At 62.6% G+C, this 16,516-nt stretch carries 8 protein-coding genes; 6 read left to right on the top strand and 2 right to left on the bottom strand.

What is annotated here, in order from left to right:
* Positions 1-18 precede the first annotated feature (18 nt).
* The gene (locus AC6JA3_RS20350) at positions 19-411 is read left to right on the top strand and encodes a DUF1304 domain-containing protein (RefSeq protein WP_026541741.1); all 393 of its coding nucleotides are present in this window, start codon (positions 19-21) and stop codon (positions 409-411) included.
* Positions 412-463: 52 nt separating this feature from the next.
* Here the strand turns inward: AC6JA3_RS20350 and AC6JA3_RS20345 are convergent, their stop codons facing one another.
* Complete coding sequence (locus tag AC6JA3_RS20345) at positions 464-883, bottom strand: VOC family protein (RefSeq protein ID WP_223944395.1); 420 nt, start codon at positions 881-883, stop codon at positions 464-466.
* 200 nt (positions 884-1,083) lie between these two features.
* Between AC6JA3_RS20345 and AC6JA3_RS20340 the strand changes: the two genes are divergently transcribed.
* The gene (locus AC6JA3_RS20340) at positions 1,084-2,406 is read left to right on the top strand and encodes an acyltransferase family protein (RefSeq protein ID WP_223945403.1); all 1,323 of its coding nucleotides are present in this window, start codon (positions 1,084-1,086) and stop codon (positions 2,404-2,406) included.
* Complete coding sequence (locus AC6JA3_RS20335) at positions 2,403-2,759, top strand: GNAT family N-acetyltransferase (protein ID WP_026541744.1); 357 nt, start codon at positions 2,403-2,405, stop codon at positions 2,757-2,759. Before AC6JA3_RS20340 ends, AC6JA3_RS20335 begins: the two co-directional genes overlap by 4 nt.
* A 3-nt stretch (positions 2,760-2,762) precedes the next feature.
* On the opposite strand, the gene AC6JA3_RS20330 is transcribed toward AC6JA3_RS20335, so the two are convergent.
* On the bottom strand, positions 2,763-3,344 hold the full coding sequence (locus AC6JA3_RS20330; protein ID WP_051420964.1) for a DUF11 domain-containing protein: 582 nt from the start codon (positions 3,342-3,344) through the stop codon (positions 2,763-2,765).
* 144 nt (positions 3,345-3,488) lie between these two features.
* Here AC6JA3_RS20330 and AC6JA3_RS20325 point away from each other — a divergent pair, with 144 nt between their 5' ends.
* From AC6JA3_RS20325 to AC6JA3_RS20315, 3 genes are all read left to right on the top strand, one after another.
* Positions 3,489-5,165: a sigma-70 family RNA polymerase sigma factor gene (locus tag AC6JA3_RS20325; RefSeq protein WP_026541745.1), complete on the top strand. Its 1,677-nt coding sequence runs from the start codon at positions 3,489-3,491 to the stop codon at positions 5,163-5,165.
* A 263-nt stretch (positions 5,166-5,428) separates the two neighbouring features.
* Positions 5,429-15,991: a CLIPPER-2 domain-containing protein gene (locus AC6JA3_RS20320; RefSeq protein ID WP_081733359.1), complete on the top strand. Its 10,563-nt coding sequence runs from the start codon at positions 5,429-5,431 to the stop codon at positions 15,989-15,991.
* 91 nt (positions 15,992-16,082) lie between these two features.
* Entirely contained in the window at positions 16,083-16,511 is a 429-nt protein-coding gene (locus AC6JA3_RS20315) for a hypothetical protein (protein ID WP_026541746.1), read from the top strand.
* The last annotated feature ends 5 nt before the right edge of the window (positions 16,512-16,516 follow it).

Here is a 16,516-nt window from a genome sequence, read left to right as displayed (position 1 = left end):
GGAGGCTAGGATCAAAACATGATCCTGGCCTCCCTGATTTTTGCTGCGATAGCTGCCCTGCTCCACGTCTACATCTTCACCATGGAGTCCATCACCTGGACCAAGCCGAAAACGTGGAAGACGTTCAGCATCACGTCCCAAGCCGATGCTGAAACCACCAAGCCGCTCGCTTACAACCAGGGCTTCTACAACCTGTTCCTGGCCATTGGCGCCCTGATCGGCATCATCGCCGTGGCAATGGGTGCACCCCAGGTGGGCTGGACCTTGGTCTTCAGCAGTTGCGGCTCCATGCTCCTGGCGGCACTGGTCCTTGCAGCGAGTGGCAAAAAGTACCTCCGCGCCGCGACCCTCCAGGGAACCACGCCTTTGCTGGCCGTCGTGCTGGGTGTGCTGGCACTGGCTATCAGCTAGGAACCCGGCCGCCGGCAGGACTTTGGCCGCCAGCCAGTAGCCCTCCTCGCGGCTACGACTCCGGCGGACCATCCTGCGCTGCGGCAGCGTCCATCCAGAGAACTTCCCAATGGTGACCGTCCAGGTCGCGGAACGCGCGGCTGTACATGAAGCCGAGATCCTGGGCGTCGTACGTTTCGGATCCGCCGGCCTCCAGCGCCTTGGTGGCCAAGGCATCCACGTCTTCGCGGCTGTCGGCAGAAAGGGCAACAATTGCCGCCGTCGAGTTCTTAGTGTCTGCGATGGGCTGTTTGGTGAACTGGCTGAATTTCTCGTGGGTCAGGAGCATGGCGTAGATGGTGTCGCTGAAGACCACACAGGCGGCAGTTTCATCGGTGAAGTTTGGGTTGATGGTGTAACCGAGTGCTGTGTAGAAGGCTTTGGATGCCTCGAGGTCGCTGACGGGCAGGTTCACGAAAATCGACGTAGTCATGCGTCTGATCCTGCCGGTGATTTACCCCCTCGTCCAGACCTTTGTTTCCCGTTGTGGATTATTGACGAAACCCCTTAACCCCGTGCCTGCTGGCTCCGCCCTTCCACCGGGCGGACAATGGAGACAGCACGCAGAGGCGTGGATTCCAAGGGAGAGCCGTGGAGCGGGAATCGCAAGCGCAGCCCCGCGCGGACCGGGACATGGTGGCGCAGAGGGATCCGGCGATCGACCTTGTCCGCTTCACTTGCCTGCTCCTTGTGGTGGCAGCGCATTGCATGATGGTCAGCCCTGTCCTGCAGAAGGACGGGACAGTGACCACGGGGAATGTGCTCATGGAGCAAAGCTGGTTTACTCCCGTGGCCTGGGCCCTCATGATTGTTCCGCTGTTCTTTGTGCTGGGTGGCGTGACGGGACTTCAGTCATGGCGACGCCTGAAAGCCCGCGGTGGTACCGGATTCGATTTCGCCCAACTCCGTCTCCTGCGGCTGGTCCGCCCCGCCATGGCGCTGCTGGCTGTCATGTGGGGGAGCTTGTGGTTGGCGCTCCTGCTGGGTGTCCACCCCCAGGTCATCCAGCTCATGACCGCCGGCGCTGCCATGCCGCTATGGTTCCTGGCCGCCTACCTCACAGCGCAGCTCAGTGTTCCGCTGCTGGCCCGCCTGCATGAACGCGCACCGTTGCTGACGTTCGCAGCGTTGGTGGCGCTCATCATCACCGTCGACTCCCTCCGTGGCGCCCTTCCCGTGCTGGCTTTTGCCAACATGGTCTTCGTGTGGTGCGCGGTCCAGCAGTTGGGATTCCTGATGGCCGACGGATTCTTCGAACACCGCAGCCGCACGTGGCTGGTGGGGGTCATTGTCTCCAGCAACTTGTTGCTGGGACTCGTGACCGGGGTGGGCGTGTACCCGGGAAACATGGTGGTCAATATCAACCCACCCAACCTTTGCATGCTGCTGTTGGGCATCTCGCAGGCCGCCACGCTCTACATGCTCCGGCCCGGCATCACCTGGCTTGCGGGAGTCGGGTGGGTCCGTACCGTTATTGCGGTGGCGGGCCGCAGGTCCATGACGGTCTACCTTTGGCATCTTCCGCTGCTGGTGGGCATGTCAGGGCTGCTGTTGCTCACCGACCTGCCCAAGCCCCTGGCGGGAACGGGGGAGTGGTGGTGGGCCCGGATCCCTGTATTCCTGGCTGTGGTCGCGGTGCTCGTGCCGGTGGTGTGGCTTTTTGGCCGCCTGGAGAACCGTCCGACGGCGGCAAGCCACGCGCGGGGGCCCTCGCGTACCGCTGTGGTGACGGCCGCCGTCGTCGTCTTAGTCCCGGTCGCAGACGCAGCCTTCAACGGACAGACGCTTGCATTGTTGGGTGGGGGAGCGGCGTGCTTTGCCCTTTCGGTCCTGCTGCTGGGCAGGGTCCCGACGCCGGTCATCCGGCTACCGTTTGCCGCGGACTTGGCGGGGCGGCGCGTTGGAGCGCTGTCCACGTTGCCAGAGCCAGGTTTTAGTGCCAATCTCGAACCATGACCGAGTACACGGATTCACTGGCAGAATCGTTCCGTCCTGGCGTCACTACGGTGCGCAACGACAAATTCCACCGCTATGAGCTGCACGTAGATGGCGAGCTGGCCGTGATTTCCCAGTTCCTTGATCGGCCCGGTCACATCGATTTCATCCACACCGAAACCAAGCCCGGGTTCAACGGCCAGGGCCTGGCAAAAGTCCTCGCACACTTTGCCCTGGACGATGTTGTGGCCTCCGGCAAGCGCATCATTCCGCACTGCCCGTACATCGCTGCATACCTGAAAAAGCACGAAGGCTACGAACAGGACGTTGATTGGCCCGCCGAGAAGCCGGTGGGCCAGCCGGACAACGAATAGGCCCTACGCGGGCACCGACTGCTCAACGTTCTTCCGCCGTTTTCGCATCTGCCCTGCCCTTTCAGCCGGGAAGGGCCAGTCCTTTCGTGTGCCGCTGAGGGAGACGATTGCGTCGTTTTCGTCGAAAACGACCTGGCCGCGGCAGGTGGCATGGACCTGCATTGCGCTGACCAGGCTGCCCCCGTGGATATGGTCTGCGTCGGTCACCAGGTAAGAGAAGGTCCTCATCACGGATTGGCCCGGAGCCAGGAGCGGGATGAGAAGGTCGCGCTCAACCGGCTCAGAGCTGTAGCGCAACACCTCCATGCCTTCGTTGGTGAAGGACCGGGGGACCAATGTGACGTCGCGGAGGTGGCTGGTGGAGTTGTTGGTGATCCACGCCGTGAAGATGACGGTATCTCCCGGAATGGCTACGGGCCGGTCCGCTCCGTAGACCAAAGTGGCACGTCCGGCATTCTTCCGGCGCGCCAGTGGAGCTGAGCGGTGGGGCGGCAATCCGCGGACAATAGCGCCAGGTTGCTGCGCTCCGTCCTTATGGACAGCACGCAACAGTTTCAGGAAGGGGCGGGGGCGGCGGATGTCCATGGTTCCTCGATTCGCACCAGGGTTTGGCAGGGTCACGTTTATTAGTGCAGCCAAGGCGTGAAACGTGATGCGAAAGTGGGAGTTCTCTACAGGCTGGCGACGGACGATTCAAGTCACACGGCTTGTGATGTCACACTATTGTTTATGGATCAAGTAGTTGCGGTCAGCGCCGATGCGGCGTCACCACTTTCGGCGACGGCTTCCGGCAGCGATCCGCAGCTCATCGCTTTAGTCCGCGAAGGTGACACGAACGCCTTCGACGTCCTCTACCAGCGGCACATGAAAGTGGCGCAATTCGTGGCCCGCTCGCAAACGGATAACCCCAGCGACGCCGATGACGTGGTTGCCGAGTCATTCGCCACCATCTTTCAGTTGCTGACCGAAGGCAAAGGGCCAAAGGAGTTCTTCCGGTCCTATCTCCTCACCGTGGTGCGGCGCACCGCCCACGATCGAAACCGCAAAGCCCGCCGGCTGCCCATGGCGGAAGAAGACGCCATCCTCGACGCCCCGGTGATCGACAACGACCAAGTAGTCAGCGATCTCGAGTCGAGCATGATGGCCAAGGCGTTCAAATCCCTCCCGGAGCGCTGGCAAGCTGTCCTGTGGCACCTGGACATTGAAGGGCTGAAACCTGCAGCGGCTGCTCCCTTCGTTGGCCTGACACCGAACGGTGTTTCAGCCTTGGCGCTGAGGGCAAGGGAAGGCCTCCGCCAGGCCTACCTTCAACAGCACATCAGCCGGACCGTTGATGAAGCCTGTGACGAATACGCCAGCCAGTTGGGAAAGTACGCGCGGAATGCGTTGAAGCGTACGTCCAAGGAAAAAGTCAGTGTGCACCTGGAGAGCTGCGCCAAATGCACGGCGTTGTTGATCGAACTCAATGACATCCAGGGCGGTATGCGCTCCATCCTGTTCCCGTTGCTGACGGGAATCACCTTTACCCCGGCGGGAGCGGCGGCGATCGGACTCGGCGGTACCGCCATGGGTGCAGCCACCGGAAGCACAGCAAGCACGGGCATCCCCGCAAGCCCCGGAAGTACCGCCATCCCGGGGAACAGTGGCATCCATGGCATCCGGGGCCTCAGCAATGCGTGGAAGTTGGCTGCTGCGCTGGTGGTGGGCGTCATGGCCTTGGCCGGAAGCTTGATGTGGTTCCTACAGCCAAGCCCGTCTTCCCAGTCCACGGCGGCGTCGGAGGGCATCTTCAACCTCGCGCCGGCCCAGGAAACGTCTATGCCAACGGCAACCCCGAGCCCCGTGGAGTCTTTGCCCGCCTCCCCGGAGGTTCCCGCAGTTGTGGCTCCGCTGGAAACGCCCTCCGCGGACAGTCCGGTAGAAACGCTGCCGCAGCCGCCCGCCGTCGTGGTTCCACCAGTTGTGGCGCCACGGAAGGCTGTTGTGGTGGACTCCGGTACCGTGACCTCCACCCCCGTGCCTCCCGGCGCGCCGGGGGCACCCGCCACCCAAACGGTTAACGCAACGTTCGCGGCCTCGCAGGGGGCGAACCCTACGGAACGGGAACTTGGAGTGCAGTTCTCGCTCCAGGGGCAGGGCACACCGACCACCGGCCAAGTGGACTTCGCCTTGCCGGACCAGGCAACATTCCTGGCTGGAAAAACTGTTGCACCCGCAGGGTGGACCTGCGCCGCGGTCTCGTCGGGAGACCGCAACATCCGCTGCAGCACCGCGTCCCTGGCCGGCGATGACCTTACGTTCGTTCTGGGAGTAGCCATGCCCGCTTCCGCCACGACAGGAACGCTGGACTACCGGTTCTCCGGGCAGGGCGTTGTGACCAAGAACTTCACCAACACCTTCAGCTAAGCAAGCCTCAGCCGTAAGTTACCCAAACGCAGGGCCGCTCCAGGGCGGCCCTGCGTTGTGTGCTGCCGTCGACCCTTATGACCCGTCGGGGCCCCTTTTCTCAAAGTCCTTCCACAGGGTCTTTTCAACTTTTTTGGATTCCCTACGTTTTTTGCGTCACGAAGACTCGTCTCCGTCCACTGGAGTACTGGCGAGTAGCCTAGCTCGATGCCGATTCGCTTCTGTGAGTCGGCCTCTTGCGTGACAAAGAAAAGCGAGAGACCGTGAAACACACACGTCCACAGAAGCTGTTGGCGGCAGTAGTCGCCACAGCCATCATGTCGCTGGGGGTGGGCGGCGCGTTAGCGCCACCGGCCCTGGCGACAGTCCCGGGGTCGCCGGGAATTGCCCAACCAGGAACGCCTGTCTACACCGAGGATTTCTCCAACGAGAATGCCTCCAGCGGTGCCATCAGCATCCTCAACTACACCGGCGGCGCTGACGCTGCCAACGAAACGTACTTTGCCGATACTCCGTACACTCCGGCCGGCGGACAGTGCGATGGCTGGATCCTGAACTCTTCCACGCCGTTGCCAACCTCTGATGCAGGGTGTACCAACAACCAGCCGGATGGTTGGAACCAGATACGGCAAATGGCTGCCGCGCTGGGCTTGGCCCAGGGCCAGACAGCTGCGCAATCCTCCACCAACCAAGTCCTGTCCGAGTACACCAACAGCCCCACGGGCCGCATCACCCCGGGTGTGCAGTTCCGGACTGAAGGCAACACGATTCCGGCGATTGAGGGCCACTACTACGCAGTATCGGCCTACTTCGCGCAGGTCAACTGTCACTCGACCCATGCCAAGGAGACCTTCAGCCTCCTGATTAACGGCACGCGGCAGGTCCTCAGCACCGGGTTGGATCCTTGTGGAACCAACACCACCAACGGTGCCATTACGGAAATCACCAAGCTCCAGTCGGCTGCCTTCCAGATTCCCATGGGCACGTCTCCTTCCCTCGGTCTCGAACTGAGGAATGAAGCCACCAGTGGCTCGGGCAACGACGTAGCCTTTGACCTTCCGCAGATCGTGGACGTCACCCCCCAGGTAGACAAGTCCTTCACCCCGTCCCTTATTGGGCCGCGCGGAATTTCCAAGGTCACTCTGACAGTGACCAACACGGACGACCTGATGGCCAAGAACGACTGGTTCATCACCGACTCCCTCCCTGCCGGCGTAGTTATTGCCGGTACCCCCAACATTGGCGGCACCTGTGTGCAGGCAGCGGGAACCAATCCTCTGGTAACCACCGCTGTTGCCGGCAGCAATTCCTTCTCGGTAACCGGCGGCGACCTCGCCCTGGGAATGACGTCCTGCACCATCACGGTGGATGTCACGGCAGCTGCCGAGGGCACTTACGTCAACGGCCCCGCCAACATCGCCACCAACCTGAACCCGCCGGCAGACGCCACTTTGGTAGTGAAGGCTCCGCGCCTTGAACTGACCAAGGCGCTGGATGCCACCCGCCTGATGGATTCGGATCAGTTCACCACTGAGATCCGCACCGGATCGGCCACGGGTCCTGTTGTGAGCAACACTGCCAACGCCACCACCACCGGTGCGGGTTCCACTGTTACCGCAGGTACGGGCACCACTGGCGAATACGTCGCCGACGCAGGTGCAACCTACTACCTGACGGAATCGGGAACCAACCTCTCCGGTTACAGCAAGGTCATCACCTGTGTTGATGCCAACGGCCTCCAGACCGGACTGCCCAATGGTGCGGTAGTGGATTCTGCTTATTCCTTGGTTCCGGTTGCCGGCGCCGATATCAGCTGTGTTCTCACCAACACGGCCGTCCCGGCCCCGGAGTTGGAATTCACCAAGTCCGCTGACGCTTCAGACATCCAGGATCCCTCTGTTGTGGGTGACCAGATCACCTACACGTTCACGTCCAAAAACACCGGCAACGTGCCGCTGACGGGTGTCACCATCAACGACCCCCTGGCCGGTTTGTCTGCACTGACCTACACCTGGCCGGGAACTCCGGGCACTTTGCTGCCCGGTGAAACCGTGACGGCGATGGCTACCTACGCCATCACCCAGGCGGACATCGATGCAGGACATGTGGCCAACCTTGCCACCACCACGGGCAATCCTCCGACAGGTCCTCCTGTCACCCCGCCGCCTGCAGGTACTGATACCCCGCTGACTCCGGCTCCGGCCATGGAGTTCACCAAGTCTGCTGATGCTTCGGATATCCAGGATCCATCTGTTGTTGGTGACCAGATCACCTACACGTTCACGTCCAAGAACACGGGCAACGTATCCCTGACCAACGTGTCCATCAATGACCCGTTGGCTGGCCTGTCTGCCTTGACGTACACCTGGCCCGGTGCGGCAGGAACCCTCCTGCCCGGCCAGACGGTCACGGCTACGGCAACCTATGCCATCACTCAGGCTGACATCAACGCCGGTCACGTCGCCAACACCGCGACTACCACCGGTACTCCGCCCACCGGTCCCGCGGTAACGCCGCCTCCGGCTGGCACGGATACCCCGCTGACTCCGGCTCCGGCCATGGAGTTCAGCAAGTCCGCGGACGCCTCGGGCATCCAGGACCCGTCGGTTGTTGGTGACCAGATCACCTACACGTTCACCTCGAAGAACACCGGCAACGTTCCGCTGACCAACGTGTCCATCACGGATCCGCTGGCTGGCCTCTCGGCATTGACGTACACCTGGCCCGGCGCAGCAGGAACCCTCCTGCCCGGTGAGACAGTGACGGCTACGGCAACGTACGCCATCACCCAGGCTGACATCACGGCCGGTCACGTCGCGAACTCGGCAACCACTACGGGCACCCCGCCTGTTGGTCCTCCTGTCACGCCTCCTCCGGGAACCACTGACACCCCGTTGACGTCCACTCCGGCCATGCAGTTCAGCAAGTCCGCTGATGCGTCTGCCATCCAGGACCCGTCCGTTGTTGGCGATCAGATCACCTACACGTTCACGTCCAAGAACACGGGCAACGTCCCGCTGACCAACGTGTCCATCAGCGATCCCCTGGTTGGCCTCTCGGCACTGACGTACACCTGGCCGGGCACTCCCGGGGAACTGCTCCCGGGCCAGACCGTGACGGCGACGGCAACGTACGCCATCACCCAGGCTGACATTGATGCCGGACATGTTGCCAACGCGGCCACCACCACGGGTACTCCGCCGGTTGGTCCTCCTGTCACGCCTCCTCCGGGAACAACGGATACTCCGTTGACCTCGGCTCCGGCCATGGAGTTCACCAAGTCGGCAGATGCTTCGGATATCCAGAATCCGTCTGTTGTGGGCGATCAGATCACCTACACGTTCACGTCCAAGAACACGGGCAACGTCAAGCTCACTGGTGTGGTCATTGATGACCCGCTGGCAGGACTGTCGGCACTGACCTACACCTGGCCGGGTACCCCGGGCGAGTTGCTTCCGGGTCAGTCGGTGACGGCTACGGCGACGTACGCCATCACGCAGGCTGATATCGACGCCGGCCATGTCGCCAACGTCGCGACCACCACGGGCACTCCGCCCACTGGTCCGGCTGTGACGCCGCCTCCGGCTGGTACGGACACTCCGTTGACGGCCGGTCCTGCCATGGAGCTGACCAAGTCTGCTGATGCTTCGGCTATCCAGGATCCGTCCGTTGTAGGGGATCAGATCACCTACACGTTCACCTCGAAGAACACGGGCAACGTCAAGCTCACTGGCGTGGTCATCAACGACCCTCTCGCGGGTTTGTCTGCATTGACGTACACCTGGCCGGGAACTCCGGGCGAGTTGCTTCCGGGTCAGTCGGTGACGGCTACGGCAACGTACGCCATCACTCAGGCTGATATCGACGCCGGCCATGTCGCCAACGTCGCGACCACCACGGGCACTCCGCCCACTGGTCCGGCTGTGACGCCGCCTCCGGCTGGTACGGACACCCCGTTGACTCCTGGCCCCGCCTTGGAGTTCAGCAAGTCTGCTGATGCTTCGGCTATCCAGGATCCGTCCGTTGTAGGGGATCAGATCACCTACACGTTCACCTCGAAGAACACGGGCAACGTGAAGCTCACCAACGTATCCATCACGGATCCGCTGGCTGGTCTCTCGGCTCTGACATACACCTGGCCGGGGACTCCCGGCGAGTTGCTTCCGGGCCAGACCGTCACGGCCACGGCAACGTACAGCATCACGCAGGCTGATATCGACGCCGGTCACGTCGCCAACGCGGCAACCACAACCGGCACCCCGCCGGTTGGTCCTCCTGTAACGCCTCCTCCGGGAACGACGGATACTCCGTTGACCCCGGCTCCGGCCATGGAGTTCAGCAAGTCCGCTGATGCTTCGGCTGTCAAGGATCCGTCTGTTGTGGGTGACCAGATCACCTACACGTTCACCTCGAAGAACACCGGTAACGTGAAGCTCACCAACGTATCCATCACGGATCCGCTGGCTGGTCTTTCGGCACTGACGTACACCTGGCCGGGAACCCCGGGCGAGTTGCTTCCGGGCCAGACCGTCACAGCTACGGCAACGTACAGCATCACGCAGGCTGATATCGACGCCGGTCACGTCGCCAATGCGGCGACCACCACCGGAACTCCTCCGGTTGGTCCTCCTGTAACGCCTCCTCCGGGAACGACGGATACCCCGTTGACCCCGGCTCCGGCCATGGAGTTCACCAAGACGGCTGACGCCTCGGATATCCAGGATCCGTCCGTTGTGGGTGACCAGATCACCTACACGTTCACGTCCAAAAACACCGGCAATGTGAAGCTCACTGGTGTGGTCATCAACGACCCGCTGCCGGGCCTCTCGGCACTGGAATACACCTGGCCGGGTACCCCTGGCGAGTTGCTTCCGGGCCAGACAGTGACCGCTACGGCAACGTATGCGATCACCCAGGCCGACATCAATGCGGGCCATGTCGCGAACACTGCAACCACCGTGGGCACTCCGCCCACCGGTCCCGCAGTGACGCCTCCTCCGGCCGGTACTGATACCCCGCTGACTCCCGCTCCGGCCATGGAATTCAGCAAATCCGCTGACGCTTCCGGTGTTCAGGACCCTTCAGTTGTGGGCGATCGCATCGTCTACACCTTCACGGCGAAGAACAGCGGCAACGTGACCCTGACCAACGTTTCCATCACGGATCCGCTGGCTGGTCTCTCGGCTCTGACGTACACGTGGCCCGGCGTGGCAGGAACCCTCCTGCCTGGCCAGACCGTGACGGCTACGGCAACGTACGCCATCACGCAGGCTGATATTGATGCCGGCCATGTTGCCAACAGCGCCACCACCACGGGTACTCCGCCGGTTGGTCCTCCTGTCACGCCTCCTCCGGGAACTACGGATACTCCGTTGACCCCGGGCCCGGCCATGGAGTTCACCAAGTCCTCGGACGCCTCCGCTATCCAGAACCCGGCAGTTGTTGGTGACCTGATCACTTACTCCTTCACGGCGAAGAACAGCGGCAACGTGACCCTGACCAACGTGTCCATTACGGATCCGCTGGCTGGTCTCTCGGCTCTGACCTACACGTGGCCCGGTGCAGCGGGAACCCTCCTGCCTGGCCAGACCGTGACGGCTACGGCAACGTACGCCATCACCCAGGCTGATATCGACGCCGGCCATGTCGCCAATGCGGCCACCACCACCGGCACTCCGCCGGTTGGTCCCCCTGTAACGCCTCCTCCGGGAACAACGGATACCCCGTTGACTCCGGCTCCGGCGATGCAATTCACCAAGTCGGCCGACGCCTCCGCTATCCAGAACCCGTCCGTTGCAGGTGACCTGATCACCTACACGTTCACGGCGAAGAACAGCGGAAACGTGAAGCTGACGGGTGTTGTCATCAATGACCCGCTGGCTGGTCTGTCAGCCCTGACGTACACCTGGCCGGGCACTCCGGGCGAGTTGCTTCCGGGCCAATCGGTGACGGCTACGGCAACGTACGCCATCACACAGGCTGATATCGACGCCGGTCATGTCGCCAACAGCGCCACGACGACTGGCACTCCTCCCACCGGTCCGCCGGTAACGCCTCCTCCGGGAACCACGGATACCCCGTTGACCCCGGCTCCGGCAATGGAGTTCACCAAGTCCGCAGATGCCTCGGCAGTCAAGGATCCTTCACAGGTTGGTGACGTCATTACGTACACCTTCTCCGCGAAGAACACTGGCAACGTCAAGCTCACCAACGTATCCATCGCGGATCCGCTGGCTGGCCTCTCCGCGCTGGCTTACACCTGGCCGGGTACCCCCGGTGAGTTGCTGCCCGGGCAGACCGTGACGGCTACGGCAACGTACGCCATCACCCAGGCTGATATCGACGCCGGTCACGTCGCGAACGTTGCGACCACCACTGGCACCCCGCCTGTTGGTCCGCCTGTGACGCCTCCTCCGGGAACGACGGATACTCCGTTGACCCCGGCGCCGGCAATGCAGTTCAGCAAGTCTGCTGACGCCTCGGCAATCCAGGATCCGTCTGTTGTAGGCGATCAGATCACCTACACGTTCACGGCCAAGAACACCGGCAACGTGAAGCTCACCAACGTATCCATCACGGATCCGCTGGCTGGCCTCTCGGCGCTGGCTTACACCTGGCCGGGTACTCCGGGCGAGCTGCAAGCAGGTCAGACAGTGACCGCTACGGCAACGTATGCGATTACCCAGGCTGATATCGACGCCGGTCATGTCGCCAACAGCGCCACGACTACGGGCACTCCTCCTACCGGTCCGCCGGTAACGCCTCCTCCGGGAACTACGGATACTCCGTTGACCCCGGCTCCGGCGATGGAGTTCAGCAAGTCTGCCGACGCTTCGGCTGTCCAGGATCCTTCGAAGGTTGGCGACGTTATTACGTACACCTTCACCTCGAAGAACACTGGCAACGTGAAGCTCACCGGTGTGGTCATCAATGACCCGCTGGCCGGCTTGTCTGCCCTTGAATACACCTGGCCGGGTACCCCCGGCGAGTTGCTTCCGGGCCAGACCGTGACGGCAACGGCAACATACGCCGTCACCCAGGCTGATATCGACGCCGGACATGTTGCCAATGCGGCGACCACCACCGGCACCCCGCCTGTTGGTCCTCCGGTCACGCCTCCTCCGGGAACAACGGACACCCCGTTGACTCCGGCTCCGGCAATGGAGTTCAGCAAGTCTGCTGATGCTTCGGCTGTCCAGGATCCTTCAAAGGTTGGTGACGTGATCACGTACACCTTCTCCGCGAAGAACACGGGCAACGTGAAGCTCACCGGTGTGGTCATCACTGACCCGCTGGCTGGCCTCTCGGCTCTGACCTACACCTGGCCGGGTACCCCCGGAGAGCTGCAAGCCGGTCAGACGGTAACCGCTACGGCAACGTATGCAATTACCCAGGCTGACATCAATGCAGGTCACGTCGCCAACTCGGCGACAACCACCGGCACCCCGCCGGTTGGTCCTCCTGTGACGCCTCCTCCGGGAACCACGGATACTCCGTTGACCCCGGCTCCGGCAATGGAGTTCACCAAGACGGCTGACGCTTCCGGTGTTCAGGACCCCTCGGTTGTGGGCGATCGCATCGTCTACACCTTTACGGCCAAGAACACGGGCAACGTCACGCTGACCAACGTGTCCATCACGGATCCGCTGGCTGGCCTCTCGGCACTGGCTTACACCTGGCCGGGTACTCCGGGCGAGTTGCTGCCGGGCCAGACGGTGACGGCTTCGGCGTCGTATGGCATCACGCAGGCTGATATTGATGCCGGCCATGTTGCCAACAGCGCCACCACCACGGGTACCCCTCCTGTTGGTCCTCCTGTCACGCCTCCTCCGGGAACCACGGATACTCCGTTGACCCCGGCGCCTGCGATGGAGTTCACCAAGAGCTCGGATGCCTCGGCCATTCAGAAACCTGCAGTTGTTGGTGACCAGATCACTTACACCTTCACGGCGAAGAACTCCGGCAATGTCACACTGAAGAACGTCACCATTGACGATCCTTTGGCTGGCCTTTCGGCACTGGCTTACACCTGGCCGGGTACTCCGGGCGAGTTGCAGCCGGGCCAGACGGTGACCGCTACGGCAACGTACGCGATCACCCAGGCTGATATCAACGCCGGCCATGTGGTGAACGCGGCAACAACTACGGGCACTCCGCCTGTTGGTCCGCCGGTAACGCCTCCTCCGGGAACAACGGACACCCCGTTGACCCCGGCTCCGGCGATGCAGTTCACCAAGACCGCTGACGCCTCCGCTGTTCAGGACCCGTCCGTTGCAGGTGACAAGATCACTTACACGTTCACGGCAAAGAACACCGGCAACGTCAACCTCACCAACGTGTCCATCACGGACCCGCTGGCCGGTTTGTCCGCCCTTGAGTACGTTTGGCCGGGCACTCCGGGCGAGCTGCTCCCTGGTCAGTCGGTGACGGCTACGGCAACGTACGCCATCACACAGGCTGATATCGACGCCGGACATGTTGCCAACGCGGCGACCACCACCGGCACTCCTCCCACCGGCCCGCCGGTGACGCCTCCTCCGGGAACCACGGATACTCCGTTGACCCCGAAGCCTGCGATGGAGTTCAGCAAGTCTGCGGATGATTCGGCAGTCCAGGATCCTTCCAAGGTGGGCGACGTCATCACGTATGCCTTCTCCGCGAAGAACACTGGCAACGTCACGCTGAAGAACGTCACGATCACCGATCCTTTGGCTGGTCTTTCGGCACTGACGTACACCTGGCCCGGTACCCCGGGTGAGTTGCTTCCGGGTCAGACGGTGACGGCTTCGGCAACGTACGCCATCACGCAGGCTGATATCGACGCCGGTCATGTCGCCAACAGCGCCACGACGACTGGCACTCCTCCCACCGGTCCGCCGGTAACGCCTCCTCCGGGAACCACGGATACCCCGTTGACCCCGGCTCCGGCAATGGAGTTCACCAAGTCCGCTGACGCCTCGGCAGTCAAGGATCCTTCAAAGGCCGGTGACGTGATCACGTACACCTTCTCCGCGAAGAACACTGGCAACGTGACACTGACCAACGTTTCCATCACGGATCCGCTGGCTGGTCTCTCGGCTCTGACGTACACCTGGCCTGGAGCAGCAGGAACTCTCCTGCCTGGTCAGACGGTAACGGCTTCGGCCACGTACGCCATCACCCAGGCTGATATCGACGCCGGTCACGTCGCGAACAGCGCCACGACCACTGGCACTCCTCCTACCGGTCCGCCGGTAACGCCTCCTCCGGGAACGACGGATACTCCGTTGACCCCGGCGCCGGCAATGGAGTTCACCAAGTCGGCTGACGCCTCGGCTGTTCACGATCCGTCCGTTGCAGGTGACCTGATCACCTACACGTTCACGGCGAAGAACACGGGCAACGTGACGCTGAAGAACGTCTCCATCAGCGATCCGCTGGCTGGCTTGTCGGCACTGGCTTACAACTGGCCGGGTACCCCCGGCGAGTTGCTTCCGGGCCAGACCGTGACGGCTACGGCAACATACGCCATCACAGTGGCTGATATCGACGCCGGTCACGTCGCCAACTCGGCGACGACCACGGGTACTCCGCCGGTTGGTCCTCCTGTAACGCCTCCTCCGGGAACCACGGATACTCCGTTGACCCCGGCGCCGGCAATGGAGTTCACCAAGTCCGCGGACGTCTCCGCTGTTCAGAACCCCACCGTTGCGGGTGACAAGATCACCTACAACTTCACGGCCAAGAACACGGGCAACGTGACTCTGACCAACGTTTCCATCACGGATCCGCTGGCTGGCCTCTCGGCATTGACGTACACCTGGCCCGGCGCAGCAGGAACACTGCTGCCCGGTGAGACAGTGAAGGCTACGGCAACGTACGCCATCACCCAGGCTGACATTGATGCCGGCCACGTGGCGAACTCGGCAACCACTACGGGCACACCGCCCGTTGGTCCTCCGGTGACGCCTCCTCCGGGAGAGACGGATACTCCGTTGACCCCGGCTCCGGCCATGGAGTTCAGCAAGACAGCTGTGGCTCCGGCAACGGATGGTCCGTCGAAGGTGGGTGACGTGATCACCTACAACTTCACGGCCAAGAACACGGGCAATGTGAAGCTGACCAACGTATCCATCACGGATCCGCTGGCTGGTCTCTCGGCCCTGACGTACACCTGGCCGGGTACCCCCGGCGAGCTCCTGCCCGGTCAGACGGTGACGGCTACGGCAACGTACGCCATCACCCAGGCCGACATCAATGCCGGTCACGTGGCCAACTCGGCCACCACCACCGGAACTCCTCCCACCGGTCCGCCGGTAACGCCTCCGCCGGGTGAAACGGATACCCCGTTGACCCCGAGCGCGGGCTTGGAGTTCACCAAGACGGCCGATGCCTCGGCTGTTGGAGACCCCACCCAGGTGGGTGACGTGATCACGTACACGTTTACCGCCAGGAACACCGGAAACGTCCCGCTGACGGACGTCTCCATCAACGATCCGATGCCGGGCCTCTCAGCCTTGGCATACACCTGGCCCGGCGTTGCAGGAACCCTGCTGCCCGGTGAGACCGTGACCGCTACGGCAACGTATGCGATCACCCAGGCGGATATCAACGCCGGTGAGGTTGCCAACACGGCAACCGCAACGGGTACGCCTCCGACGGGACCCCCGGTCACCACACCACCTGCAAGTGCTGTTGTGACCTTCCCGCCGGTGGTTCCGAGCCAGCCTTCGGGTCCGTTGGCCAACACGGGAGCTGTCCTCACCGTGTTGCCCATCAGCCTGCTGGTAGTTGGCGCGGGGCTGTTCCTGTTCCTCGTTGGACGCCGCAAGCGTTCCGAGGCATAGGACAAAAAGTGCGCGGCAATCGGGGCCCCAACCCCGGTTGCCGCGCATTTTCAACCAACGTACAACCCAGAAAGAACCAGGTAGCCACACCATGAAGAAGACTGTTGCGTGCATTGCGGGGGTGCTTGTTTCGGCAGCCGCACTCGCCGGTTGTTCGTCGTCCCCGAGCAACGAGGCGGGGACGTCGCCGTCGTCAACTACAACCCAGGCCGCCACCACCGGTGAGGCAAAACCTGCCAACCCCGGTACCGGCATCATCGAGGCCACCAAGATGACCTCCTGCGATACTGCGCAGGGAAAAGTGACGGCGAAGGGGACCGTGACTCCTCCTGAGGGAACCAAGGGCACGGTCAAGATCACCGTCAGCTGGGTGGACCCGAAAACCTCGGCAGTCCTCGCCCGCGGGGAGCAAACCTTCAAGGACGCTGCAGCGGGCAAGGCCCTTGACTGGGTCGCCAACGCAGAGGTGACCAAACCCGCCACGGAGATCAAGTGCGTCCTGGGGGCCACCGTCCTCTAGGCAAG

The organism is Arthrobacter sp. TmtSoilC79 (assembly GCF_059739405.1).
This window is presented reverse-complemented; position numbering and strand designations above follow the sequence as displayed.